21 protein-coding genes are annotated in these 24,717 nt (G+C 47.4%); 11 read left to right on the plus strand and 10 right to left on the minus strand.

The genetic code is table 11. The annotated features are described in order from the left end of the window. Positions 1-106 precede the first annotated feature (106 nt). Entirely contained in the window at positions 107-2,299 is a 2,193-nt protein-coding gene (cphA, locus tag ICN10_RS01075) for a cyanophycin synthetase (protein ID WP_216211515.1), read from the plus strand. Continuing rightward, positions 2,300-4,870, plus strand: a complete 2,571-nt coding sequence (cphA, locus tag ICN10_RS01080; RefSeq protein WP_216211518.1) for a cyanophycin synthetase — start codon at positions 2,300-2,302, stop codon at positions 4,868-4,870. It abuts the gene before it with no gap. Between the two features lie 90 nt (positions 4,871-4,960). Here cphA (ICN10_RS01080) and ICN10_RS01085 read toward each other — a convergent pair whose 3' ends face one another. Further along, positions 4,961-5,959 (minus strand): class 1 fructose-bisphosphatase, encoded by a 999-nt coding sequence (locus ICN10_RS01085; RefSeq protein ID WP_216861041.1) that lies wholly within the window; start codon positions 5,957-5,959, stop codon positions 4,961-4,963. Positions 5,960-6,128: 169 nt separating this feature from the next. Between ICN10_RS01085 and ICN10_RS01090 the strand changes: the two genes are divergently transcribed. Both ICN10_RS01090 and ICN10_RS01095 read left to right on the plus strand, forming a co-directional pair. Continuing rightward, positions 6,129-6,332 carry a type II toxin-antitoxin system VapB family antitoxin gene (locus tag ICN10_RS01090; RefSeq protein ID WP_215359488.1) on the plus strand — a complete coding sequence of 68 codons (204 nt, stop codon included), beginning with the start codon at positions 6,129-6,131 and terminating at the stop codon, positions 6,330-6,332. Positions 6,333-6,334: 2 nt separating this feature from the next. Beyond that, on the plus strand, positions 6,335-6,718 hold the full coding sequence (locus ICN10_RS01095) for a type II toxin-antitoxin system VapC family toxin (RefSeq protein WP_216215090.1): 384 nt from the start codon (positions 6,335-6,337) through the stop codon (positions 6,716-6,718). A gap of 3 nt (positions 6,719-6,721) precedes the next feature. Here the strand turns inward: ICN10_RS01095 and pepN are convergent, their stop codons facing one another. The 5 genes from pepN to ICN10_RS01120 all read right to left on the minus strand — a co-directional run bounded on the left by pepN (position 6,722) and on the right by ICN10_RS01120 (position 13,564). Then, positions 6,722-9,331, minus strand: a complete 2,610-nt coding sequence (gene pepN / locus ICN10_RS01100) for an aminopeptidase N (RefSeq protein ID WP_216211521.1) — start codon at positions 9,329-9,331, stop codon at positions 6,722-6,724. Positions 9,332-9,376: 45 nt separating this feature from the next. Beyond that, positions 9,377-9,952 carry a TMEM165/GDT1 family protein gene (locus ICN10_RS01105; RefSeq protein WP_216215092.1) on the minus strand — a complete coding sequence of 192 codons (576 nt, stop codon included), beginning with the start codon at positions 9,950-9,952 and terminating at the stop codon, positions 9,377-9,379. A 90-nt stretch (positions 9,953-10,042) separates the two neighbouring features. Then, complete coding sequence (ald, locus tag ICN10_RS01110; RefSeq protein ID WP_216211526.1) at positions 10,043-11,161, minus strand: alanine dehydrogenase; 1,119 nt, start codon at positions 11,159-11,161, stop codon at positions 10,043-10,045. Between the two features lie 12 nt (positions 11,162-11,173). After that, positions 11,174-12,556, minus strand: a complete 1,383-nt coding sequence (locus ICN10_RS01115) for an amino acid permease (RefSeq protein WP_216211528.1) — start codon at positions 12,554-12,556, stop codon at positions 11,174-11,176. A 246-nt stretch (positions 12,557-12,802) separates the two neighbouring features. Further along, positions 12,803-13,564: a ThiF family adenylyltransferase gene (locus ICN10_RS01120; protein ID WP_068323788.1), complete on the minus strand. Its 762-nt coding sequence runs from the start codon at positions 13,562-13,564 to the stop codon at positions 12,803-12,805. Positions 13,565-13,586: 22 nt separating this feature from the next. Here ICN10_RS01120 and pdxH point away from each other — a divergent pair, with 22 nt between their 5' ends. After that, positions 13,587-14,222 (plus strand): pyridoxamine 5'-phosphate oxidase, encoded by a 636-nt coding sequence (gene pdxH, locus ICN10_RS01125; RefSeq protein WP_216211530.1) that lies wholly within the window; start codon positions 13,587-13,589, stop codon positions 14,220-14,222. Between the two features lie 12 nt (positions 14,223-14,234). Here the strand turns inward: pdxH and msrA are convergent, their stop codons facing one another. Next, positions 14,235-14,807 carry a peptide-methionine (S)-S-oxide reductase MsrA gene (gene msrA, locus ICN10_RS01130; protein WP_216211533.1) on the minus strand — a complete coding sequence of 191 codons (573 nt, stop codon included), beginning with the start codon at positions 14,805-14,807 and terminating at the stop codon, positions 14,235-14,237. Positions 14,808-14,856: 49 nt separating this feature from the next. Here msrA and ICN10_RS01135 point away from each other — a divergent pair, with 49 nt between their 5' ends. Then, on the plus strand, positions 14,857-16,254 hold the full coding sequence (locus ICN10_RS01135; RefSeq protein WP_216211536.1) for a coniferyl aldehyde dehydrogenase: 1,398 nt from the start codon (positions 14,857-14,859) through the stop codon (positions 16,252-16,254). A gap of 4 nt (positions 16,255-16,258) precedes the next feature. On the opposite strand, the gene leuE is transcribed toward ICN10_RS01135, so the two are convergent. Continuing rightward, the gene (gene leuE, locus ICN10_RS01140; RefSeq protein WP_216211539.1) at positions 16,259-16,939 is read right to left on the minus strand and encodes a leucine efflux protein LeuE; all 681 of its coding nucleotides are present in this window, start codon (positions 16,937-16,939) and stop codon (positions 16,259-16,261) included. Positions 16,940-17,182: 243 nt separating this feature from the next. Here leuE and ICN10_RS01145 point away from each other — a divergent pair, with 243 nt between their 5' ends. Beyond that, positions 17,183-18,679, plus strand: a complete 1,497-nt coding sequence (locus tag ICN10_RS01145; RefSeq protein WP_216211542.1) for a DEAD/DEAH box helicase — start codon at positions 17,183-17,185, stop codon at positions 18,677-18,679. Between the two features lie 2 nt (positions 18,680-18,681). Beyond that, the gene (locus ICN10_RS01150) at positions 18,682-19,254 is read left to right on the plus strand and encodes a chorismate lyase (RefSeq protein WP_216211544.1); all 573 of its coding nucleotides are present in this window, start codon (positions 18,682-18,684) and stop codon (positions 19,252-19,254) included. 29 nt (positions 19,255-19,283) lie between these two features. Here the strand turns inward: ICN10_RS01150 and ICN10_RS01155 are convergent, their stop codons facing one another. Further along, on the minus strand, positions 19,284-20,108 hold the full coding sequence (locus ICN10_RS01155) for a uroporphyrinogen-III synthase (RefSeq protein ID WP_216211548.1): 825 nt from the start codon (positions 20,106-20,108) through the stop codon (positions 19,284-19,286). Positions 20,109-20,122: 14 nt separating this feature from the next. After that, on the minus strand, positions 20,123-21,088 hold the full coding sequence (gene hemC, locus ICN10_RS01160) for a hydroxymethylbilane synthase (RefSeq protein ID WP_216211549.1): 966 nt from the start codon (positions 21,086-21,088) through the stop codon (positions 20,123-20,125). Positions 21,089-21,131: 43 nt separating this feature from the next. Between hemC and argH the strand changes: the two genes are divergently transcribed. From argH to ICN10_RS01175, 3 genes are read left to right on the plus strand one after another with little or no spacing between them, the layout of a single operon-like run. Then, positions 21,132-22,550, plus strand: a complete 1,419-nt coding sequence (gene argH, locus ICN10_RS01165; RefSeq protein ID WP_216211551.1) for an argininosuccinate lyase — start codon at positions 21,132-21,134, stop codon at positions 22,548-22,550. A 5-nt stretch (positions 22,551-22,555) separates the two neighbouring features. Then, entirely contained in the window at positions 22,556-23,107 is a 552-nt protein-coding gene (locus ICN10_RS01170; RefSeq protein WP_216211553.1) for a TRAP transporter small permease subunit, read from the plus strand. Beyond that, positions 23,104-24,633 carry a TRAP transporter large permease subunit gene (locus tag ICN10_RS01175; RefSeq protein WP_216211555.1) on the plus strand — a complete coding sequence of 510 codons (1,530 nt, stop codon included), beginning with the start codon at positions 23,104-23,106 and terminating at the stop codon, positions 24,631-24,633. The genes ICN10_RS01170 and ICN10_RS01175 overlap by 4 nt, the downstream gene beginning before the upstream one ends. Positions 24,634-24,717 lie beyond the last annotated feature (84 nt).

The raw sequence follows: 24,717 nt of genomic DNA on the forward strand, positions 1-24,717 counted from the left end.
ATGTATTTTTGCTACTTTTGTGAGTTTTTCAATAACTACTAGAAACAGAGAGACTGTCTGACGCGTCAACGCCAAAACCCTGGCGACGGCCATCGCAACACTGCATATGCCCCAATTACTAGATAAATCCATCGAGATTCTGAGCGTTAAGCATCTCCGTGGCCCCAATATGTGGACCTACCATCCTGTTATCGAGGTTTGGGTCGATATTGGCGATTTAGAGGACTATCCCTCTAATCTCATTCCCGGCTTTTACGATCGCCTTGTGAAGGCAATGCCAAGCCTGGTTGAACATCGTTGCAGTTATGGTGAAACTGGCGGCTTCTTAAAGCGCGTTGAAGAAGGCACTTGGCCTGCTCACATCATGGAGCACCTTACGCTTGAGCTGCAAAATTTAGCCGGCATTCCTGGCGGGTTTGGCAAAGCACGTGACGGTGATCGTCGTGGTGTTTATAAAGTGATGGTTAGCGCCATCAATGAAGAGGTCACATTAACTGCCCTTAAATATGCGCGTGACCTTTACTTAGCTTTGGCACAAGACAACAGTGATTGTGTAGCTCTAGTGCAAACCATCATCGAAAATTTACGCGACCTTGGTGACGATCTTTTGCTAGGTCCAAGTACTGCTTGCATTGTTAATGCTGCTGAAGAGCGCGGCATTCCTTCGATTCGTTTATCAGAAGGTAACTTAGTGCAATTGGGTTATGGAGCTAAGCAACGTCGCATCTGGACTGCTGAAACTGATCAGACAAGCGCGATTGCAGAAACGATTTCTCGCGACAAAGATTTAACCAAGAGCTTGCTGCGTAGCGCAGGCGTACCAACACCGGAAGGTAGAACTGTCACCAGCCCTGATGATGCATGGGAAGCTGCGCAAGACATCGGCTTGCCAGTAGTAGTGAAACCGATCGATGGTAACCATGGTCGCGGCGTATTTATTAACCTCTACACCCAACAAGAAATTGAAGCTGCCTATGCAGTTGCGATTGATGAAGGTAGTGAAGTATTGGTTGAACGTCACATTGTTGGCGATGAACATCGCTTGCTCGTAGTCGGTAATAAAGTTGTTGCTGCTGCAAAAGGTGAAACGGTTTGGGTTACTGGTGATGGCAAGCACACCGTTTATGAACTCATTCAAATTCAGATTAACTCTGATCCACGTCGTGGTACTGCGGAAGAGCACCCTCTTAATCCAGTTCGTATTGACTCTGCAGTAGAGCTTGAACTAGCGCGCCAGCAATTAACTGGCGACAGTATTCCTGCCATTGATCAAAAAGTATTAATTCAAAGTAACGGTAACGTTGCATTTGATGTCACTGATTTAATTCACCCAGATGTTGCTAGCCAAGTAGCTTTAGCTGCTCGTGTTGTTGGCCTAGAAATCGCCGGTGTTGATTTAGTAGCGCAAGATATTAGCAAGCCATTAGCAGACCAAAACGCCGCCATTGTTGAAGTTAATGCCGGCCCAGGCTTATTGATGCACTTAAAGCCCGCTAGCGGCAAACCCCAGCCTGTTGGCAAAGAAATCGCCAATCATCTCTTCCCTCCTGGCGCGGATTTCCGCATCCCAGTGGTTGGTGTTTGTGGTGAGCGTGGCAAAACTCCCGTTGCTGAAATGATTGCGCATTTCTTGCGCCTTACCAATGTCTATGTTGGCCTATCTTGCAGCAAGGGCTTATTTTTTGGCAATCGTGCCATTCCAAATTCCAACTCGTCGAACTGGGAAAATGCCCGTCGCACCCTTCTCAATCGTGCTGTAGAAGCAGTGGTCATTGAGAACAATCACCTATCAATGTTGATCGAGGGTTTGGCCTACGATCGTTGCCAGGTCGGCGTGGTACTTAATGTCGATCCTAAGGCCAATTTCCCGCAATACGCTATCTACGATGAAGATCAAGTCTTTAGCATTGTTCGTACACAGGTCGACGTTGTTCTACCAACAGGCGTAGCGGTTCTGAACGCTGATGATGCAATGTGCGTTCAAATGGCAGAACTTTGCGATGGCGATGTGATTTTCTTTAGTGAAAATCCAGAATCTGAAATCATTAAGACTCACCTGCTCAATGGCGGTCGTGCAGTGACGATTGGTAAACAACAAATTACTCTGAAGTCCGGCAAATTGGATCAGAAATCCATTCCTGTGCCACGCCACTCAGAGGCAAACAGCTCTACTCCTTGGAAGACTATGAATTTAGGTGCGGCTATTGCTGCAGCCTGGGCTTTAGACATTCCGTTTAACGTTATCGAAGCAGGTGCAGAGACTTTCGTACCTGACGCCACTACTGCTACAGGGGCTTAATTGGAAATTACCCGCATTCGTATGTTGCGCGGCCCAAATTTATGGAGCCGTCATACCGCTTTAGAAGCCATTGTTTCTTGTGATGAATCAGAGCGTTCAATCGACTCTATTCCCCAGTTTGAAATTAAGATTCGTGAACGCTTTCCGCAGCTCGGCAGCATGCGTCGCGGCGGCCACAATGAGGTGCTTTCATTGGCACATGCTTTAGAGCATGCAGCCCTAGGTCTTCAAGCGCAAGCAGGTTGCCCGGTTACCTTTAGTCGCACTGTTCAAACTGTAGACGCAGGCGTTTACCAAGTCGTTGTTGAATACACCGAAGAAGTCGTTGGTCGGATGGCTTTTGACTTTGGTTTTGCATTAATTCAAGCAACGCTCAACGATGCGCCATTTGATCTAGCTGCAGCACTCTCCGAACTAGAGGCGCTGTATGAAGATGTCCGTTTAGGACCAAGCACTGGATCTATCGTCGATGCAGCAGTTCAACGCAATATCCCCTATCGCCGCATGACTGAAGGCAGCATGGTGCAATTTGGCTGGGGTAGCAAACAAAAACGTATTCAAGCTGCCGAAACCAGTGATACCAGTGCAATTGCTGAAGCGATTGCGCAAGATAAAGAGCTCACCAAGAACTTACTTGCTGCTGCTGGTGTCTCCGTTCCGATTGGTGAAGTGGTTACGACCGCCGATGATGCATGGCGCGCCGCTCAAAAAATTGGTGGCCCTATTGTGCTTAAGCCAAAGGACGGCAATCAAGGTAAAGGTGTTGTTGCCAACATTCAGACTGAAGAAGAGGTACGTGCCGGCTTTATCGTGACTCAAGCCTTTGGTCGCGAAACTATTGTTGAGCGCTATCTGCCAGGCGCAGACTACCGCTTACTAGTAGTAGGCAATCGTCTTTCTGCTGCTGCACGCCGCGAACCCGCCCAGGTAGTTGGTGATGGCACTCATACCGTTGCTGAATTAGTCGAAATAGAGAACAAAAATCCATTGCGTGGCGATGGCCACGCTACTGCACTGACCAAGATTCGTTTTGATGACATTGCCCTGGCACATTTGGCAGGTTCTGGCCTTACCCCACAACATGTTCCTAAAACTGGTGAGCGCGTTCTGCTGCGTAACAACGCCAATTTAAGTACCGGCGGCACTGCAACTGATGTTACCGATGACGTTCATCCTGATGTCGCAGCAAGTGCTGTAGCAGCCGCTCAAATGATTGGTCTTGATATTGCTGGTGTAGATATCCTTTGTGAATCTATCTATAAGCCACTTGAGCAACAAGGCGGTGGCATTGTTGAAGTAAACGCAGCGCCTGGCTTGCGTATGCACCTAAAGCCGTCCTACGGCAAAGGCCGCCCTGTTGGTGAGGACATCGTCAATATGATGTTCCCTCCAGGCGAAGATGGACGCATTCCTGTCGTAGCAGTCACTGGAACCAATGGCAAAACCACAACCGTTCGCCTGATCTCTCACTTGATTACTGAGACAGGTTTGCGTGTTGGTATGACTGGCACAGATGGTGTTTATATCAATCATCGCTTAATCGATACAGGCGATTGCAGCGGCCCTAAGAGTGCACGCAATGTATTGATGCACCCTGATGTGGATGCGGCAGTATTAGAGACTGCTCGAGGCGGCATGCTTCGCGAGGGACTTGGCTTTGATCGCTGTGAAGTGGCCGTAGTGACCAATATTGGTGAAGGCGATCACCTTGGCCTCAACTACATTACCAGCGTTGAAGACTTGGCCATCCTCAAGCGCGTGATTGTGCAAAACGTTGCCCCTACTGGAGCAGCAGTTCTCAACGCGGCTGACCCAATGGTTGCCAAGATGGGTGATAAATGTTCTGGTCGGGTTATTTTCTTTGCCCAAAACCAGCACCATCCAGTGATTGCAGCACATCGCGCCAAAAACAAGAAAGTCATTTACTTTGATGGCACCTATATCGTTGCCTCCAAAGGTGCACGCGTGATGTTCCGCTTCCCTGTCAGTGAGATTCCATTGACCCAAAATGGTGTACTGGGCTTCCAGGTGGAAAATGCGATGGCTGCAATCGGTGCAGCTTGGGCCTTAGGTCTGGATGCAGAAAAGATTGCACGTGGTTTACACAGCTTTGAAAGCAATGCCAATTCAGTACCGGGTCGCTTTAATCAATTCCAGCACAATGGCGCAACTGTCATTGCTGACTATGGTCACAATCCAGATGCGATGCGGGCCTTAACTAGCGCCATCGAAGCAATGAAGCCAAATAAGAGCCATGTTGTGATTAGTGGCGCAGGTGATCGTCGTGACGAAGATATTCGTGATCTCACTCGCATCTTAGGCAATGCTTTTGACAACGTCATCCTCTATCAAGATGCCTGCCAGCGTGGACGCGAAGACGGCGAAGTATTAAAGCTACTTCAAGAAGGTCTAGCGGGAGCTACCAAGGCAAAGCAAATTAAAGAGATTCATGGTGAATTTAAAGCAATTGATACCGCTCTAGATGATCTATCTGCTGGCGATATCTGCCTCATCCTCATCGATCAAGTGGAAGAATCACTTGCCTATCTCAAAGAAAAGGTAAAACCTTAAGGGCGAAATTGATGGTCCTCTGAAATTACTTCAGAACAATAAAAAACCCAATCAGCTGATTGGGTTTTTTATTTGGATAAGTTGATCAACTTATGAGTGGTAATGCTGAATACGATCGATCTCTTCTTTCGAACCCAACATCACAGAAACACGCTCATGTAAATCGGTTGGCTGTAAATCCATAATCAGATCTGTACCATTGGTAGAAGCACCGCCCGCCTGCTCCACTAAGAAACTCATAGGATTGGCTTCGTACATCAAGCGTAACTTGCCAGGCTTATGTGGCTCACGCTGATCCCATGGGTACATAAACACCCCACCACGGGAGAGAACGCGATGTACATCTGCCACCATAGAGGCGATCCAACGCATATTGAAATCCTTATCGCGCGCACCGCTCACGCCAGCAAGACACTCCTCAACATAACGGCGTACTGGATCAGCCCAGTGACGCATATTGGACATATTGATTGCAAACTCTTTAGTTGAATGGGAAATTGTTACTGAATCCTTGATCAATAAAAACTCGCCGGTGACTTTATTGAGCGTAAACATCACTACACCATCACCTAAGGTCAATGCCATTGTGGTTTGAGGACCGTACACCACGTAACCAGCAGCAACTTGATGGCGACCTGACAATAAGAAATCAGAAGTCTGTAAAGGTGCGTTAGGGTCTTGTTTCTTTAGAACAGAAAAAATCGTCCCAATAGAAACGTTCACATCAATATTGGATGAGCCATCGAGTGGATCAAACAAGAGCAAGTAATCCCCTGTTCCTTGAACGGGAACAGGCAGCTCCATCTCTTCAGAGGCCAAACCAGCAAGAGACTTGCAACCCTTGACACCATCAATCAGTAAATCGTTTGCAATGATGTCGAGCTTTTGCTGAACTTCACCTTGTACGTTGCCAGTGCCTGCTGAGCCGAGCAATCCAATCAATGCGCCCTGAGCCACTTCATGACTCAGTGTTGAACAGGTATTAACTACCGCCGTAAGCAAATCTTGCAACCCAGCAGGAATAGCCGCGCCCGCAGGTTTTGCAGATGTTAAATATTGCTTGAAATTAATATGGGTACTTGAGGACAAAGGTATCTCTCCAAAGCTCTATTGAAATTAGGATCTATTTTGCCCTGTTCTCAATGCCAATCTGAAAAACTGACTATTTCTTCAATAAACCGCTCTCCTTACAACCAACCCTTCTAACTTTGATGTTATTTTTGATGTTATAATGCATCATTATTGATGAGGAGTAACCATGAGAACCACTGTCACCATTGATGACGACCTTTACCAGAGGGGATTGGATCTCGCTGATCCCGAAATGGATAAAGCAGACCTCTTCAGGGAGGCAATTAATGTCTTCATAAGAGTACAAGTAGCAAAGAGATTAGCAGCACTGGGCGGAAAAGCCCCGCAGATGAAAACTATTCCTCGCCGCAAAATGAAGGATGGTCAGTGATTATGACCATGGTTTTAGTTGATACGTCTGTTTGGGTGGCCCACTTTAGAAAATCAAATGAATCGTTTGAATCCCTTTTGATAAACGACCAAATTCTTTGCCATCCCTTAGTTTTAATTGAATTGGCATGTGGTTCACCACCTGCCCCACGCTCTAATACCTTAAGTTATATTAAAAAATTGCAACAAGCAACTGTGGCCACCCCAACTGAAATATTAGACTTTATTGAAAAGCATCGGCTTCAAGAATCTGGATGTGGCGCAATCGACGTTTCGCTTCTTGCATCAACCCTGCTTTCAGAAAACGCTCGGCTCTGGACTTTCGATAAGAACCTAGAAAAGCTTGCGGTTCGCTTGGGTGTTTCGTACAGCAACAAGCTCCATTAGTCCTTAGTTACCCAGCGCTTTTCCTATGACCTCTCTCACATCTGGAGAGAGTGTCTGGCACGCTGAAACACGCTCCAGAGCGGCTTTCATGCGATCTTGATAGGGTTGAGCAAATAAGCGCCAGCGATCCAGGGCTCTAGCAAGACGAGCGGCAACCTGAGGATTAATGGGATCAAGCGCCAAGACGCTATCGGCCCAGAACTCATACCCACTGCCATCAGCCTGGTGAAAGCTTGCCGGGTTGTTTGCACAGAAGGCATGAATGACGCTGCGTACTCGGTTAGGATTATTTAACTTAAATGCAGGATGCTCGCGCAGCTTCTTCACCTCTTCCAGCGTAGAGTCGAGACCATCAACTGGTGGACGGCTTGATTGCAAACCAAACCACTTATCAATCACTAAAGCATCATTAGCAAATCGGTTGTAGAAATCAATTAAACACTCTTTGGCTGGTTTTGCACCATGAACCACCAACGCAGCTAAAGCAGCGTAACGTTCAGTCATATTGTCAGCAATTTGATACTGATTAGCAGCCATTGGCGCCCATACTCCCGGCGCCGCTTCAAGCAACATGCTTAAAGACAAGTTCTTGAGTGCGCGCTTTCCAGAGTCCACTCCGTCTGACTTAAATTGCCCTGGTGTTTGCATCTGCTGATACAAGGCAGCCCACTCCAGCTGGAGTTGCTTAGCAATTTCTCTGCGGAAGGCACGGCGTGCAGTAAATATCTTCTGCGGATCCACGCTCGTACATTGCTCATACAAATAAGACTCAGCAGGTAGCGTCAGGGCTAGATCTTTAAAGGCAGGATCCAAGTTAGGATCAAGCAGGATATTGCGATAGGCCTCAATGAGCTGGGCATCAGGCAAGCGATTGTTCAGAATCATTTGCATTGCTAGTTTTTGACCAGCCTCCCAGCGATTGAACGCATCGTCATCGCTAGAGAATTGCGTTAAGAGATCTGCTTCAGACTGCTCAAAATCTAAGTTAATCGGTGCCGAGAAATTGCGATTAATCGATAGCACTGGACGCTCTGCAATATTGTAAAAGGTCCAAGTCTGACTACCTTGCGTCAACTCCAGCAACTGCTCTTTTTGATCGTTGGCTTTAGTAATTAAACGCATCTTCAATGGAATATGAAAAGGCTTTTTCTCTGGCTGACCGGGACTCGGCGTACAACTTTGCGTCAATGTGAGTTGGTACTGTTTTTTGGCAGCGTCGTAATGCTCTTGCACCTTCACTCTTGGAGTCCCTGCTTGGCTATACCAATTCTTGAACTGAGTCAGGTCTTTGCCATTAGCATCAGCCATCGCCATCAAGAAATCATCGCAGGTCACTGCTTGCCCATCATGGCGCTTGAAGTACAAATCCATACCCTTGCGGAAACCATCCCTACCAAGCAGGGTTTGGTACATCCGGACGACCTCAGAGCCCTTCTCATACACGGTAACGGTATAGAAGTTATTAATCTCTTGGTACTCATCAGGACGAATTGGATGCGCCATCGGACCCGCATCTTCTGGGAACTGGAGCTGACGCAGCAATCGAACATCTTCAATTCTCTTTACTGCCCTGCCCGATTCACTACCCATTTGGTCAGCAGAAAACTCTTGATCTCTGAAAACGGTTAAACCTTCCTTCAGCGATAACTGAAACCAGTCCTGACACGTCACTCGGTTACCAGTCCAGTTATGAAAGTATTCATGCGCAACAACGCTTTCAATATTGGCAAAGTCAGCATCAGTTGCTGTTTCTGGTTGAGCAAGAACAAACTTGGTATTGAAAATATTCAATCCCTTGTTTTCCATCGCGCCCATATTGAAATCGCTCACAGCCACAATCATGAAACGCTCTAAATCCAGCTCAAGGCCAAAGCGTTTTTCATCCCAGTGGATTGAAGCAATCAAAGAGTCCATAGCATGACGGGTCTTCTTCAGATCATGCGGCTCAACCCAAATTTGTAAGAGCTTCTTAGCACCACTACTGGTAGTAATAGTCTCTTCAATGCACTCAAGCTTGCCTGCCACCAAGGCAAACAAGTACGAAGGCTTCGGAAATGGGTCTTCCCAGGTCGCACTATGCCAACCATTAGGAAGTTTTTCTGTATTAATCAGGTTACCGTTAGATAACAAGACTGGGCACTCTGCCTCACGAGCGCGCAGCGTTACCTTGAATCGCGCCATGACGTCTGGACGATCTAGGAAATAAGTAATCTTTCTAAAACCCTCGGCCTCACACTGGGTAAAGAAGTTGCCATTAGAAACGTACAAACCCATCAGGGTTGTGTTTTTCTCTGGCACACAAACACAAATAATTTCAACGATAAATTTATCTTTACCTTCATTTTGCAAAGAATGGATTGTGAGTGTTTCAGGGGTTAATTCAAAATGACGATGGGCCTCGCCATTAATCCGCAAGCTGACGAACTCGAGTTCATGTCCGACCAATACCAAGGGAGCCCCTGGTTCAAAGCTTTTGCCTGGCAGAACTTCAATTCGACTTTTAACAATCGTTCTGGCTGGGTCTAGAGCAATATCAAGCTCGACCTGATCGAAGGTGTAAACAGGAGGACGGTATTCGAGCCGACGAAAGCTCTGTGGGAGATCAGTTTTCATGAGCCTATTTTAAGTCTAGGCCGGCGAACTGGTGAACCCTCTAAATCAAGCCCAGATCAAGGTAGCAATGCCAATAGTAATAAAGGTAATGGCCGCTATGGCATGCACCCACTTGATAGGCATACGCTTGGTGAACTTTTGACCAATCCAGACTGCAGGAGCATTGGCCAACATCATCCCCAATGTGGTGCCAATGGTTACTGAGACTACATCCTCATAACGAGCACCCAGGGCAATAGTGGCAATTTGTGTCTTATCACCCATCTCGGCCAAAAAGAACAGGCCAGTCGTCAGCAAAAATACTTGTAAAGCCTTATCAGCCACCTTGGATCCAGCAGCGTCGTCAATATGATCCGGCACCAACAACCACAAACCAATGCCCAAGAAACTCAATCCTAAAATCCAGCGCATAACATCGGGTGACACCAGAGTCGTCAACCAATGCCCCAGTAAGGCTGCGCATGCATGATTAGCGATCGTGGCAATAAAAATACCAGCAATGATTGCCATAGCTTGCCTTGGATAGCGAGCTGCTAGCATCAAAGAAAGCAGTTGGGTTTTATCACCCATCTCCGCTAAGGCAACTACCCCAGCGGAGAGAGTTAATGCTGAAAAATCCATGTAAGTAGGTCCAGTCAGTTTTGCAATGATTTGCACATTGGGGATAGTTTAAATCCCGTACTCACTGGACTAGCCATTTTTGGATATCTGCTATGCCACCAATAACTCCTCAGCTGAGGCGCAATCCAGCCCTTGAGCCTGTGCAACCGGCTCTGAAGTTAAGACTCCTTTATGAACACTTAAACCATTACGCAAATGGTGATCAATGGAAAGCGCTTTCATCACACCACGATTGGCTAAAGCCTCTACAAAAGGATAGGTTGCATTGGTGAGGGCAAAGGTAGATGTTCTAGAAACTGCGCCCGGCATATTAGCAACACAGTAATGCAGCACCCCATCCACTACAAACGTAGGGTCTGCATGGGTTGTCGGTTTTGAAGTTTCAAAACAACCGCCTTGATCAATGGCTACATCCACCACCACTGAACCTGGCTTCATCTTTTTGATCATGTCATGCGTCACCAACTTTGGTGCTGCACCACCAGGAAGCAAGACAGCTCCGATCACAACATCTGCCTCACAGACCTCCTGCTCAATTAGCAAACTATCAGAGTAAAAAGTTCGCACTCGATTGCCATAGAACATATCAATCTGACGTAAGCGCTCGATATCGCGATCAAAGATGCAAACATCTGCACCCATACCAACCGCCATTTGCAAAGCATTGCGCCCCACTACACCTCCACCCAGAATCACAATCTTTGCCGGTGAAACGCCAGGTACTCCAGCCATCAGCACCCCTAGGCCGCCATTGGTTTTCTCAAGATGTGATGCAGCTGCTTGAATGGACATGCGCCCAGCCACCTCGCTCATAGGCGCCAATAAAGGTAAGGCGCCATTCATAGCAGTGACAGTTTCATAGGCAATACAAGTTGCACCGGATTGCAGCAAGGCTTTTGTTTGCTTGGGGTCTGGAGCCAAATGTAAATATGTGAACAGAATTTGATCCTCGCGCAGCATGGCGCACTCCTGCGCCTGAGGCTCTTTGACTTTCACAATCATCTCCGCCTTGTGAAACACTTCAGCGGCACTATTGATTAAGCTAGCGCCAGCAAGGCGATAGGCCTCATCGCTCAAGCCAATTTGCGCCCCAGCGCCCCGCTGAATAAGAACAGAATGTCCTTGCTTACATAGCCCGCTCACATTACCGGGTGTTAGGCCGACCCGAAACTCATTATTTTTTACCTCTTGAGGTACACCAATAATCATTGCTATCTCCTATTATTTAAATTCACGCTTGCTTGCGGTATTGCGATGTAAGCCCACGACATAAAACATCACGAGATACACGCCCATTAAGCACGGCCCGACTATTAATGCGATCCGTGCATCCTCATGAAAGCCCATTAACACCACTACCAGAGCAATGAATGCCAAAGCGAACCACGAGGAATACGGCCACCAAGGAGCGCGATAAGCTAATTGAGCTACTTGGGATTTAGATAGAGAGTGACGGAATTTAATCTGCGTAATCAGAATGGCAATCCAGACCATCAAACCAATGAATGTCACTGCTGCCATCATGTATTGAAAAGCTTTATCAGGCACGAAATAATTCAGTACTACGCCTGTCATGCAGACTCCGACTGTAGACATCACAGCTCGGTGTGGCACTCCATACTTTGAGAGCTTTGAAAAGGATTTAGGCGCGTAACCATTAGACGATAGGGAATACAACAAACGCCCACCGCTAAAGATGCCTGCATTACAAGATGAAAGTGCAGCGGTAATGACAACAAAGTTAATTAACCCAGCCGCTTCACGTAAGCCCAATCTTTCAAACATCACTACGAATGGACTGCCTTGTTGACCCACCTGATTCCAAGGGAAGATAGCCAAAATCACGAGAATGGCACCCATGTAAAATATCAGAATGCGCCATGCCAGAGAATCAATAGCCATGGGAATCGTTTTTTGTGGGTTCTCAGCTTCGCCCGCAGACAAGCCAATCATCTCGATACCAACATAAGCAAACAAAACCATTTGTAGTGACAGCAACATTCCACTAATGCCATTTGGGAAGAAGCCACCGTGTTGCCACAGATTGCTTAAGCCAATCGGTTGCCAATCATTTGTAAATCCAAACAAGATGACCGAGCCGCCGAGAGCAATCATGGCGACAATCGCTACCACCTTAATCAAGGCAAACCAAAACTCAAACTCACCAAATACTTTTACGGCAATGAGGTTGATTAAACCCATCATCACAATTGAGGAAAGCGCCCAGATCCACTGTGGCGTCTCTGGAAACCATATCCCCATATAAATACCTACGGCCGTGACTTCGGCAATGCCGACCACAATCCAATAGGTCCAATAACCCCAACCCACCATGTAACCGGCCAGTGGACCGACATAACTATTGGCATAAGCCGCAAAGGAGCCTGCTACAGGTTCATGCACCGCCATTTCACCAAGGGTACGTAAAACAATGAAGGCAACCAAGCCTGCAAGCAGATAGCCCAAAAGAATAGATGGGCCAGCAATTTGTATGGCGCTAGCCGATCCAAGAAATAAGCCCACTCCGATCGTTGAGCCTAAGGCCATCAAACGAATGTGACGTACTTTGAGGTGGCGCTTTAAGCCAGTGTGTTCAGTCTGCAAGAGAGACCTCCTTTCGATTTGTCGTTGGCGATTTACCAACGGAGCAAAGTCTAGGGAGGACTGATGATGAGCACTAGAGGTGAAAAATTACTAAAGTGACGAATTGAATAAATCTGAATAGACATTAATAAAAATGTCTTTGAAATCAATGAGTGGTCTTGCAATAAATTATTGGTGATTGCAAAAGAATCAGTAAATTCCTACAGGGAATCCCCCTAAGGATTTCAGGCACTTTTTACAAAAAGACTACTGAGCAGCAATCAGATTGAGTATTTCCGCAGCTGCCGCCAAGCCACAGGCAGCGGTAACCATCACCGTAGAACCATAGCCGGAGCAAGCCAAGCCACCGCTAGAAGCACCTGCACGGGGCTCGTGAGAGTAGATAGCACGGATGCCAATCTTTTTCTTGAGATTTCTGGAAAAGCCGTGATCTTGTCTTAGCCCTTGGCGAACCTTAGCTAGCAAAGCATCTTGTTCGGTACGAGAAAGATCTTCACAACGCACAGATGTTGGATCAGATTTTCCGCCGGCAGCACCACACATTACTAATGCACGCTGATTTTTAACAGCCCAAACAGATAAAGCAATTTTGGTCTGCACTGAATCAGTGGCATCCAACACCAATGCATTTTCCGGAATAAGTCGATCGAGATTTTCTGGTTCCAAAAACTCATCACAAGAAGTGAGCTTGATTTCTGGATTAATTTGCAGAATGCGTTGCGTCATCGCCTCAACTTTTGCTTTACCGTACTGCCCTTCCAAAGCATGCAATTGTCGGTTTGTGTTGCTCTCAGCAATATGATCAAAATCAATCAAGACTAAATGTCCTATGCCAGTGCGCGCCAAAGCCTCGGCAGCCCAAGAGCCAACTCCTCCTAGACCTGCCACCACTACAGTGGCATTTAGAAAACGTTCGCGCAGCTCTGGTCCGTAGAGTCTAGAGACTCCGCCAAAACGACGATTTTCTAAGCTGCCTTCTGCCTTATCTTCTGCCTTGTCTTCTGCCATAGCTTCTCTTTATACTGAATAAATGGACTCCATTGCTCAACTCCGCAAAAACTATACCTTTGGCCAGCTATCAGAGACCGAAGTTCCACAGGACCCCCTGCAGCTTTTTCAACTTTGGTTTGAACAAGCAATGAAGGCAGAGTGCCCGGAACCCAACTCCATGACCCTGGCGACAGCAGATCAAGCAGGAAATCCATCAGCCCGTATTGTCTTACTAAAAGGCGCCGATGAAAGTGGCTTTACCTTTTTTACCAACTACGAAAGCCAAAAAGGTCGCGATTTAGCTATTCGCCCGCAGGCAGCTCTACTCTTTCACTGGCATGAACTGGAGCGCCAGGTGCGTATTCAAGGCATTGTTGAGAAAGCGACCGCCGCTGAGAGTGACGAGTACTTTCATTCCCGTCCACCTGCTTCCAGAATTGGTGCCTGGGCATCGCCTCAAAGTGCGGCTATCCCTAACCGCGAGTTCTTGGAAGAAGCAGAGAAACGCTTTAAGGCGGAATTTGGTGACAAACCCCCTCGTCCAGAGCATTGGGGTGGTTACCGCCTACGCCCTACTGAAATTGAATTCTGGCAGGGTCGTCCTTCGAGACTGCATGACCGCATGCACTACAAGCTAGATGGAAATCAGTGGCATGTGAACCGCTTAGCTCCTTAAGCTCTTTCAGCCTTAGGAGTATTGAGGCGCTATGAGCGATTTAAATTTCGCTCTAAATTTAGCCAACTTAGGCGCAACCACCGCCATGCAATACCCCTGATTGGGATGCTGCTGAAAATAGTTCTGGTGATACTCTTCAGCCGGATAAATGGTTGGCGCAGCATCAATCTGCGTTACTACAGGATTGGAGTAGATTTTTGAATCCTCCAACTCCGCCACTACTTCACGCGCAATCTTAGTTTGCTCATCACTATGCGTAAAAATGACAGAGCGATATTGCGTGCCATGATCATTGCCTTGATAATTCAAAGTCGTTGGATCATGAATCACAAAAAAGATTTCCAGCAAATCCCGAAATGAAACCACTTGTGGATCAAACAAAATATCCACAATCTCCGCATGGCCAGATACGCCAGTACAGACAGCTTCATAAGTCGGATTAGGTCTGGCACCGCCAGCGTAACCAGAAACCACGGATTTCACCCCGGTAATTTGCTGATAAACCGCCTCAAGACACCAAAAACAGCCCCCACCAAGGGTTGCACGCTCTAAAAGGGGTTCGTTTTTATTGATATTTGTTTCCATGGCTTTATCCTAATGCCTTATTCCAATATCTGCCAACCAATAATCCCCTATGAATCGCTTCACTATCCAGCTTGACGAAATTAAGGCAGCCTTTGCTGCTGAACCAAATCCTACGATTGAAGTCAGGTTAGATCGCATTGCTCGCATTGAAAAAATGATTGAAGCTAATGAAGAGAAAATTTGCAAAGCTCTTGAGGCAGACTTTGGCGTTCGCCATTCCGTAGAGACAAGACTTGCTGAATGCCAGATGATTTATCAGGCATGCAAATACACACGCAAGCACCTTAAAGAATGGATGAAGCCGGAGCAAAGAGAAGTGCCTTTTCATATGGGCGCTTCACATGCCTATGTTGAAAGTCAGCCGCTTGGTGTAGTTGGAATTTTGAGCCCATGGAACTATCCTGTGCAATTAGCCCTCATACCAGCGATCGCTGCTTTTGCTGCTGGCAACCGCGTATGGCTAAAACCATCTGAACGTAGTTCACGTACCTCCGGATTTGTTGCGAGCTTAATTCAAGAGTATTTCCACCCATCAGAATTTTGTGTCACTACTGGCGGTCCCGATGTAGCTGAGCAATTTGCAGCGTTGCCTTTTGATCACCTCTTCTTTACTGGCTCCGGCACAATCGGTAAAAAGGTGATGCGCGCTGCGGCTGAGAACCTCACGCCGGTCACACTGGAGCTAGGTGGTACGACCCCCGTCATTATTGATAAGAGTGCCAAACTCAAAGATGCGGCTGCCTCGATCACCTATGGCAAGTTGCTGAATGGCGGACAAACCTGCATTGCGCCAGACTATGTTTTGATTGAAGCAAGTCTTCAAGATGCATTTATTCAAGAGTTGCAAGCTGCAGCACAAACTCAATTTAGCAATCCTGCAGAATTAACTGGCCCGATTGATGAAAGACAACTAGAGTACTGGCAACACTTAGTAAGTGATGCGCTAGATCGTGGAGCCAAAGCTATACCTCTCCTTAATAACCCAGGTGCCGGCGCACGACCATTTGAGCCAATTGCATTGATCAACGTTTCGCCAGAAGCGCGTATTCTTCATGAAGAAATCTTTGGGCCTATTCTGCCAATCGTGACTGTTACTGACACTTCTGCCGCAATTGCTTATGTCAATAACAAGCCGAACCCCCTTGCTTTGTATTGGTTTGGTAAAGACAAAAAGAATATGAAGCGGGTTTTGAGTGAGACTCGCTCTGGCGGCGTTACTGTCAATGACACACTACTTCACATCACTATTGAAGATCTACCTTTTGGTGGTGTTGGCGCCAGCGGCATGGGCAGCTATCACGGTAAAGCAGGCTTTGATACCTTTAGCCACCAGAAGTCGATTCTTGAAGTACGCGGTTTCTTTGGTTTGAATTTCTTCAAAGGCACAAAAACAGCGCGCCCTCCTTACGGAAAAATGACCGAGTGGTTATTGCGCTATCTGAAGTAAAACTTTAATCCAGCAGCAGTCTCATTGCAAAGCCAATAAATAAGATGCCTGCCAGCATCCAGAGTGCTGCGGCCAGACGAGCTTGACGCTGGAAAAACTTCAAGAAGATTTGTCCAACACAAATTAGGCTGGTCAAATAAGCCATACTCAAAATTTGCAGGACGATCGCAAGATAGAAGAACGTATGAGCAGGATGATCAAAATCCGGACGAATAAACTGCGAGAAGAAGGCAATGAAGAAAAGAATTGCCTTAGGATTTGTCAGCGATAGCGTCAGTGCAGCTACCAATGGATGCAAGCGCATCATGCGCACATGCAGATCTCCATCTGCCCCCTCCGCCATCTCTCGTTTCCAGCGCTTAAGACCGCTTCGCAATAAACCTAATCCCATCCATGCCAAATAGATTGCGCCTAAAGTTCGCACAATATTAAAGAGCATGGGCGACGATAACAAAAGAGATGCGGCACCCAAGGCAACCGCAATCATCAGGATCGAGTCGCCAATAAAAATTCCCAGTGCACCCCACGCACCAAATCGCCAACCCTTTTGCGTGGTGATTGTTAATACATACAAGGAGTTGGGGCCGGGAAACAAGATCGTAAAAATAGTCCCCAAAAGATATGTCGGGAAATCCATGATTCCCGCATTACTGGGTGATAAGAGACTGAGAGAGAGCCATTCCATCACTCAATCATATAATTAATTCGGGAAAACCCTTGTAATCGAGCCCTCAAACTGTCATAATGGGAGGCTTTTTAAAGCAATTTGATTCATCGCCCCCCAGCTCTATTTCAGCGATTAGTTTAGAAGTCATAAACACAACAACGCTGCCGCTTGTCTGATGGTCGATGCCTTTGACCATCGCACCCTATAAAAAACCATGGGTGCAACATACGGAGACATCCCTTAAAGGGGATGTGTAATAGCATGACTTTTTCTAAAGAAACTAAACACGAGTCACACGACTCAAAGAGTGCTGGAAATGAATTCCAGAATTTCGCCCTAGCGGCATCACTCCTTAAAAACGTTGCTGAACTGGGTTATACCCAAGCCACTTCCGTGCAAGCTCAGGTTATTCCTGCAGCCTTAGCTGGTGGTGACTTATTGGTCAGCAGCCAAACCGGTAGCGGTAAAACCGCAGCCTTTTTATTGCCTTTGATTAATCAACTCATCGAAGACAACCCGAATAACTCACCTGTACCAGGTCGCGCACAACCTAAAGTGTTAGTACTCTGCCCTACTCGTGAATTAGCTCAGCAGGTTGCCGCAGATGCAGTGAACTTAGTTCGTGGCATGAAAGGTATCCGTATTGCAACTGTTATGGGTGGCATGCCTTACGGCAAGCAAATCCAGGCGTTAAAAGGTGCATTGTTAGTTGTTGCAACCCCAGGTCGTTTGCTCGACTTGTGCGACAGCAAGGCAATTCGCTTAGACGACGTAAAACAACTCGTTATCGACGAAGCCGATCGCATGCTCGACATGGGATTTGCTGATGATCTCGAGGCTATTGATAAGCGTTGCGCAGGCCGTAACCAAACTTTGATGTTCTCTGCAACTTTTGCGCCGAAGATTATGTCTTTAGCAAACGAGTTGACTACAGATGCCAAGCGTATTGAACTTGCTCACGCAGGTGAAAAGCACGCCAACATTGAACAGAAGTTGCATTGGGCTGATAGCATGTCACACAAGCATAAGTTGCTTGAGCACATTTTGGCTGATGCCGATTTAGATCAAGCGGTTGTGTTTGCAAGCACTCAAGTTGAGAGCGAAAAAATTGCTGACACCTTGCGCGCTAATGGCTATGAAGCTACTGCCCTTCACGGTGCAATGCCTCAAGCTGTGCGTATGCGTCGCCTTGAGTCTTTGCGTAAGGGTCACACCAAGATTTTGGTTGCGACTGACGTAGCGGCTCGCGGTATTGATGTGCCACGTATTAGTCACGTAATTAACTTTGGCTTGCCAATGAAACCAGAAGACTATACGCATCGCATCGGTCGTACTGGTCGTGCAGGTCGCAATGGTGTTGCTATCACTTTGGTTGAACATCGTGATCGTGCCAAGATCCGCAATATCGAACGCTTTACACAGCAAGATATCGTTGCTTCAGTCATTGCAGGTCTTGAGCCACAAGCCAAGCCAAGCTTTGGTGGTGGCGGTGGTCGTCCTGGTGGCGGTCGCTCAGGCGGTGGTGGCGGTCGTTCCGGCGGCGGCTTTGGTGGTAATCGCTCAGGCGGTGGTGGCGGTCGTTATGGCTCAGGTGCTCGTTCAGAGTCTCGCTTTGGTGGCGGTGGTTCAGGCGATTCACGTCCAGCCCGCTCTGCTGACTCACGTCCAGCGCGCTCTGGTGATTCACGTCCAGCAGGTGGTCCGCGTTTTGCGAAACCAAAGGCTGGCGGTCAACGTCGCAACTTTAGCGGTAGCTAAAAATGATTCACCGTAATCGCCTCCGTTCTGCATGGAATCGAGTCGGTTCCGGTGAAATCCATCGGGCGCCACGCGAGTGGCAACCTTGGCTAAGCGATACCGGGTCTCTCACCCAAAAAATTGAGAAAGCAATTGGGCAAAAACTAGAAGTACAGGTTTTGCGTGACTGCCCTCAATCACTTAATAGCGACGAAAGTCGCTATTTTCATTTCAAGCTCAGACGCTGCCGAGTGCGTGAAGTGCTTCTCTGTGCCAATGGGACTCCTTTAGTCATGGCACACAGTGTCATCCCCACCTTGAGCTCTAGCGGGAGTAATCATGGGGTCCTGCGCCTAGGCACAAAACCTCTAGGTGCTGTGTTATTCGCCAAAACCCGCAAGCACTCAAAAGCAAAGCCTCCGCGAGATATTGCTCGTTTAGATAAAAGCAGTGAATTATGGAAAAAGTCTTCCAAACATATTCCTGGTTTGAGTTCACCACTATGGGCACGACGCACCCTCTATCGATTAAAGGGTCACCCTATTTTGGTAAATGAAATTTTCTTACCTGCTTTATTGAATGCTGTGAAGTTTTAGCTCTTCGTTTTAGCTCTTCGCTTTTGCTTTTAGATTGTTAACCAAGCTAAAGTGGATTTAATCAAAGCTTCATCACCAGGTTCACTGGTAAAGACTTCACCAAATCCAATTAACTCAGCTGCATCAGCAATATTGTGATGTGGGCATAGCGCGCTAGCCGCATTGAGGTTTTGGGTGAATTGATCTTTCATGACTTCACCCAGATAACGCACTGCCTCAGAAGAAGTAAGCAACCAAAGAGATTTGCTTAAATCCATTTCTCGCACGAGATGCCAAGCGGGGTTATCCAGATCTAAAGGCACACGGCTGTATGTGGAAATAGCTTCCACAGCAGCGCCCGCCTTTGTTAATGTGTCGGCTAGCCAGTCACGACCGCCCTCACCTTTAAAGATCACCACTTTCTTATTCTGCCAATTCCATTGAAGAGATTGAAGCTCCTGCCACAGCCCCTCAGAATCCCAGTTTTCATTATCTTTAGGGATGATGATAGGTGTCGGATTTTCTTCTAAACCAATGCCATGGTTTTTTAAAGCTAAATGACTACTGCCACCCATCACACCAATAGGAATAATCCTCTTGGAAAAGTCTTGCCAGTCTCGTTCCAATAAACGCATCACGCTTTCAATGGCATTGGGACTAACAAAGATAGCTAGATCAGCATTACTTAATACAGTCGCAATATGGTCCGCCAAATGTTCGTCCGACTTTGGAACAATGGTTAGTAAAGGTAGCGACAGTATCTCTGGCAGACTACGTTTCCCCACTCCACTCGCTTCGATTGCACGAGTGAGGACCTCAATCAGCTGACGCGCTTGGCCGCTAGGTCTGGTAACGACAATCGTTTTAGTGCTCATCGCTACTAATGCACTTATTTAGAAATCTTTGGGATTAAGTCTGCCGCACCCTGTGACAGCAGATCTTTTGCAACTGAAAGGCCTAGGGCTTCTGCATCCTCGACTGATTTCACTTGCGCATTGCCGTTAGCAAGACAAATGGCTTTGCCATCGGTGCTTGCGACAAATGAGCGAATCTGCATTTGATTTTGATCCCATACAGCGTATGCAGCCAAAGGCACCTCACATGAACCACCTAATTGACGCGACACCATGCGCTCAGCAGAAACAGCGAACAGAGTTGGTAAATCATTTAATGGAGCAAGCCATTGCTTGATGTTGGGATGCTTACTTAAAGTTTCGATCCCCAAAGCGCCCTGACCTGCAGCAGGCGTGTAAGGATCGTATGGCAAGAATGCACGGATGCGTGACTCCAAACCTAAACGCTTTAAACCAGCAGCGGCCAAGATAATGGCTTGGTACTCGCCCTTATCCAATTTACCCATGCGGGTATCTAAATTACCGCGTAAGGGTTGAATCTCGAGATGCGGAAACTTGGCACGCAAAACAGATTCGCGTCGCAAACTAGATGTGCCAACAATTGCCCCAGCAGGAAGCTCTTCCAGGCTAGCGTAATCATTAGAAACAAAAGCGTCTCTTGCATCCTCTCTTGCCATCACGCAGGAAAGGTCAAAACCCTCTGGCATCACCATAGGGACATCCTTCAAGGAGTGCACTGCCAAATCTGCACGACCATCCTCTAGGGCGGTTTCTAGCTCTTTTACAAAAAGACCCTTACCACCCACTTTAGAGAGGGCTCTATCCAAAATCTGGTCACCGCGGGTAGTCATCCCCAAAATATGGACATCGCAGTCCGGATAGAGCTTTTTAAGGCAATCTCGGACGTGCTCAGCCTGCCACATGGCTAGGCGACTTTCACGGGAGGCGATTACGAGGCGCTTTGGGGCTGCCGAGGGGGTGGAATTCAGGGTTTGGGACATAACATTTAAAATAATCAAAGACCTACACCAATATACTGTGTTTATGAGCTCATCAAATAATTCCTTAGACAACAAAGCCCAAGCTTGGTCGGCCCGTTTTGCCGAACCCGTTGACGAACTAGTACAGCGTTATACAGCCTCCATCGGCTTTGATCAACGCTTTGCGATGGTAGATATCGCTGGATCCTTGGCCCATGCTGAGATGTTGGCCACCCAAAAAATCATTAGTGCCCAAGATTTGGCCGATATTCAAAAGGGAATGGCACAAATTAAGAGTGAGATCGAGTCCGGTCAATTTAATTGGCAACTCGCCCTTGAGGATGTTCACCTCAATATTGAGGCTCGTCTTACTGCCTTGGTCGGCGATGCCGGCAAGCGTCTGCATACTGGTCGTTCACGCAATGACCAAGTAGCAACTGATCTACGTCTTTGGTTGCGCGGCAGCGTCGATGACATTGCTGTGACTCTGAAATCTTTACGTGTGGCATTGTTGGATTTAGCTGAAAAGCATGCGTCCACCATCATGCCTGGTCACACCCATTTACAAGTAGCGCAGCCAATTACTTTTGGTCACCACTTGATGGCCTACTATGAAATGTTTAGTCGCGATGCAAGCCGCTTAGCGGATTTGCGTGCACGCTTTAATCGCTTGCCTTTAGGTGCCGCTGCATTAGCAGGAACTACTTACCCAATCGATCGCGAGCAAGTCGCCAAGGCGCTTGGGTTTGATGGCATCTGCAATAACTCCTTGGACGCAGTATCTGATCGTGACTTTGCGATTGAGTTCTGTGCCTTTGCATCCATCTTGATGATGCACGTATCGCGCCTTTCTGAAGAGCTGATCCTTTGGTTGAGCCCACGCTTTGGCTTTATTGATTTACCTGATCGCTTTTGCACTGGTAGCTCAATCATGCCGCAGAAGAAAAATCCTGACGTCCCTGAATTAGCTCGCGGCAAGACTGGTCGTGTTTATGGTGATTTGATTTCTTTGTTGACCCTGATGAAAGGTCAACCGCTTGCCTATAACAAAGACAACCAAGAAGATAAAGAACCTTTATTTGACGCGGTAGATACCGTACAAGATACCTTGCGTATTTTTGCTGACATGGTTCCGCACATTGAAGTTAAAGCTGAAGTCATGAAGAAAGCTGCTGAAGAAGGTTTTGCAACAGCAACAGACTTGGCCGACTACTTGGTTAAAAAAGGCTTGGCTTTCCGTGATGCACATGAAGCTGTAGCCCATGCTGTTAAGGCCTGTGTTGGCAGAAACTGCATGCTGACTGATCTCAGCCTCTCCGAACTTCGCTTTGCTTGTGGTCTTGATAATCGTCCTGAGTTAATGAGTGATGACGTTTTTGCATTGCTCACAGTGGATGGCTCAGTTCAATCACGCCAACACGCAGGTGGCACCGCCCCTGCTCAAGTTCTTGCAGCCATCAAACGGGGTCGTGCAGACCTCTAAATTGCATGGGGTTTTGGTCCAAACTCTCTGCGGGCATTGATCGTGTAAACCAGCTTCTGGGTAAGGCAGCCAGCATTATGATTTTGCTGTCTTGCGTAGTGTCAGCAGCTAATGCACTCCTACGCTATGGATTAGATATCAGCAATAACTGGCCACTAGAACTGCAGTGGTACCTCTTTGCTGCCGCAGTCATGCTTGGCGCCTCCTACACACTAAGACGCAACGAGCACGTTCGGGTTGATTTAATTTACTCCCAGCTTTCCGATCGTGGTCGTTTATGGGTTGACCTCTTTGGCTTAACTTTCTTTTTGATGCCAGCTTGCCTATTGTTTGCTTGGCTCTCATGGACCACTCTTTTTTATCCATCTTGGTTAGTGATGGAGCACTCACTAAACTCTGGCGGATTGGCGCGCTACCCTATTAAGTTTGTGGTTCCATTTGGATTTTTCATGCTGAGCCTACAGGGCTTATCTGAAATCATTAAACGCATCGGCGCACTTAAAGGTGAGATTACCTTGCCTGCCGAAGACCTTCGTTACGAAAAGCCAATGCAATGATTCCATTGGAGTGGATGCCGCCCTTAATGTTTGGTGGACTGATCGTCTTTATGTTGATCGGCTTCCCAGTCGCCTTTTCACTAATGGCGGCAGGATTATTTTTCTCCATCGTTGCAATTAGCGAAGGTTTTTTTGGAATGGCATTTTTGCAAGCTATTCCCCAGCGCATCTTTGGTAGCGTGCTCGCCAACGATCTATTGCTAGCTATCCCATTCTTTACCTTTATGGGCGCCATTCTGGAGCGCTGTGGTCTTGCAGAAGAAATGTTGGACTCGATGGGGCAACTGTTTGGCCGTGTACGTGGAGGCCTGGGTTACTCCGTCATCATTGTTGGATTTATTTTGGGTGCAATTACTGGCACTGTAGCCGCCCAGGTAATCGCTATGGCGATGATCTCATTGCCGGTAATGATGCGTTACGGCTACAACATGCGCTACGCTACGGGCGTTTTGGCAGCTTCTGGAACGATTACCCAGCTAGTGCCTCCATCTTTAGTTCTCATTGTTCTGGCTGACCAACTCAAGACGCAAAGTGGCAGTGCTGATGTAGGCAGTATGTATCTTGGCGCATGGGGGCCCTCACTTCTTCAGATCGCGCTCTTTGCGCTCTACACCTTCTTCTTGAGCCGTATACGCCCTGACTACCTACCACCCGTTCCTGAGAGTGCCCTCACACTAAAGGGCTGGGCGCTTTGGAAAAAATGTCTCATGGGAATCATCCCATCTGCAGTGCTCATTTTTTTAGTGCTGGGGACCATCATGACCGGCATTGCAACACCGACAGAATCTGGAGCGATGGGTGCAATGGGTGCGCTATTACTGGCGTGGATTCGAAGGGCAAGCATTCCGAACCTTAAGGGACTAGTACAAGAGGCTTATCAAAACACCATGCGCATTACTGCCATGGTGGTATTTATTTTGATTGGGTCGACTTGCTTCTCTGTCGTATTTCAAGGAGTGGATGGCGGCTTCTGGGTTGAAGAGCTTTTTTCCAATTTACCGGGCGGCTGGGTTGGCTTTTTAGTTGTTGTGAATTTATTTGTTTTCTTCTTAGCCTTTTTCTTAGACTTCTTTGAAATCGCATTCATCGTTGTACCAATGCTGGCACCAGTAGCCGTCAAACTACTAGCGCCAGTACTTTTGGCATCCATGAATGGCAATCCACAAGCAGCGGCCAGCGCTGCTTTAGTTTGGTTTGGGGTCATGCTTTGCGTGAATATGCAAACCTCATTTATGCACCCCCCATTTGGCTTTGCTCTTTTCTATCTCAGAGGAGTGGCACCTAAAGAAGTGAAGAGTAGCGATATCTACTGGGGCGCTCTGCCTTGGGTAGCGCTGCAATTAGTGATGGTTGCGGTCGTGATTGCTTTCCCCGCCTTGGTGACAACCTTCTTAGATAAGCCTGCCGCAGTCGTAGAGAGTCAGGATTTCAACTTCACAAGCGAAGAAAATAAGTCTGATACCCCATCAACGAAAGTCGATGAAGATGCCCCGGTGACTTTTCAGCTCGATAAGCCATCTAAGTAGGGTCACCCCTTAATTGGGGGATGGGGTTTTCCCCAAATATGTGCGAAGAGTGGGTCTTTGTCTTAAAAATCCATTACGCTAGGG

Origin of the sequence: Polynucleobacter sp. 86C-FISCH, assembly GCF_018882415.1 — a bacterium.
GTDB lineage: Bacteria > Pseudomonadota > Gammaproteobacteria > Burkholderiales > Burkholderiaceae > Polynucleobacter.

What these genes read in the sequence shown, in the direction of transcription:
- cphA (WP_216211515.1), top strand. Translation starts at nt 107, where the DNA reads ATGCCCCAATTACTAGATAAATCCATCGAGATTCTGAGCGTTAAGCAT.
- ICN10_RS01090 (WP_215359488.1), top strand. Translation starts at nt 6,129, where the DNA reads ATGAGAACCACTGTCACCATTGATGACGACCTTTACCAGAGGGGATTG.
- ICN10_RS01095 (WP_216215090.1), top strand. Translation starts at nt 6,335, where the DNA reads ATGACCATGGTTTTAGTTGATACGTCTGTTTGGGTGGCCCACTTTAGA.
- pepN (WP_216211521.1), bottom strand. Translation starts at nt 9,331, where the DNA reads ATGAAAACTGATCTCCCACAGAGCTTTCGTCGGCTCGAATACCGTCCT.
- ICN10_RS01105 (WP_216215092.1), bottom strand. Translation starts at nt 9,952, where the DNA reads ATGGATTTTTCAGCATTAACTCTCTCCGCTGGGGTAGTTGCCTTAGCG.
- ald (WP_216211526.1), bottom strand. Translation starts at nt 11,161, where the DNA reads ATGATTATTGGTGTACCTCAAGAGGTAAAAAATAATGAGTTTCGGGTC.
- ICN10_RS01120 (WP_068323788.1), bottom strand. Translation starts at nt 13,564, where the DNA reads ATGGCAGAAGACAAGGCAGAAGATAAGGCAGAAGGCAGCTTAGAAAAT.
- pdxH (WP_216211530.1), top strand. Translation starts at nt 13,587, where the DNA reads ATGGACTCCATTGCTCAACTCCGCAAAAACTATACCTTTGGCCAGCTA.
- msrA (WP_216211533.1), bottom strand. Translation starts at nt 14,807, where the DNA reads ATGGAAACAAATATCAATAAAAACGAACCCCTTTTAGAGCGTGCAACC.
- ICN10_RS01135 (WP_216211536.1), top strand. Translation starts at nt 14,857, where the DNA reads ATGAATCGCTTCACTATCCAGCTTGACGAAATTAAGGCAGCCTTTGCT.
- leuE (WP_216211539.1), bottom strand. Translation starts at nt 16,939, where the DNA reads ATGGAATGGCTCTCTCTCAGTCTCTTATCACCCAGTAATGCGGGAATC.
- ICN10_RS01145 (WP_216211542.1), top strand. Translation starts at nt 17,183, where the DNA reads ATGACTTTTTCTAAAGAAACTAAACACGAGTCACACGACTCAAAGAGT.
- ICN10_RS01150 (WP_216211544.1), top strand. Translation starts at nt 18,682, where the DNA reads ATGATTCACCGTAATCGCCTCCGTTCTGCATGGAATCGAGTCGGTTCC.
- ICN10_RS01155 (WP_216211548.1), bottom strand. Translation starts at nt 20,108, where the DNA reads ATGAGCACTAAAACGATTGTCGTTACCAGACCTAGCGGCCAAGCGCGT.
- hemC (WP_216211549.1), bottom strand. Translation starts at nt 21,088, where the DNA reads ATGTCCCAAACCCTGAATTCCACCCCCTCGGCAGCCCCAAAGCGCCTC.
- argH (WP_216211551.1), top strand. Translation starts at nt 21,132, where the DNA reads ATGAGCTCATCAAATAATTCCTTAGACAACAAAGCCCAAGCTTGGTCG.
- ICN10_RS01170 (WP_216211553.1), top strand. Translation starts at nt 22,556, where the DNA reads ATGGGGTTTTGGTCCAAACTCTCTGCGGGCATTGATCGTGTAAACCAG.
- ICN10_RS01175 (WP_216211555.1), top strand. Translation starts at nt 23,104, where the DNA reads ATGATTCCATTGGAGTGGATGCCGCCCTTAATGTTTGGTGGACTGATC.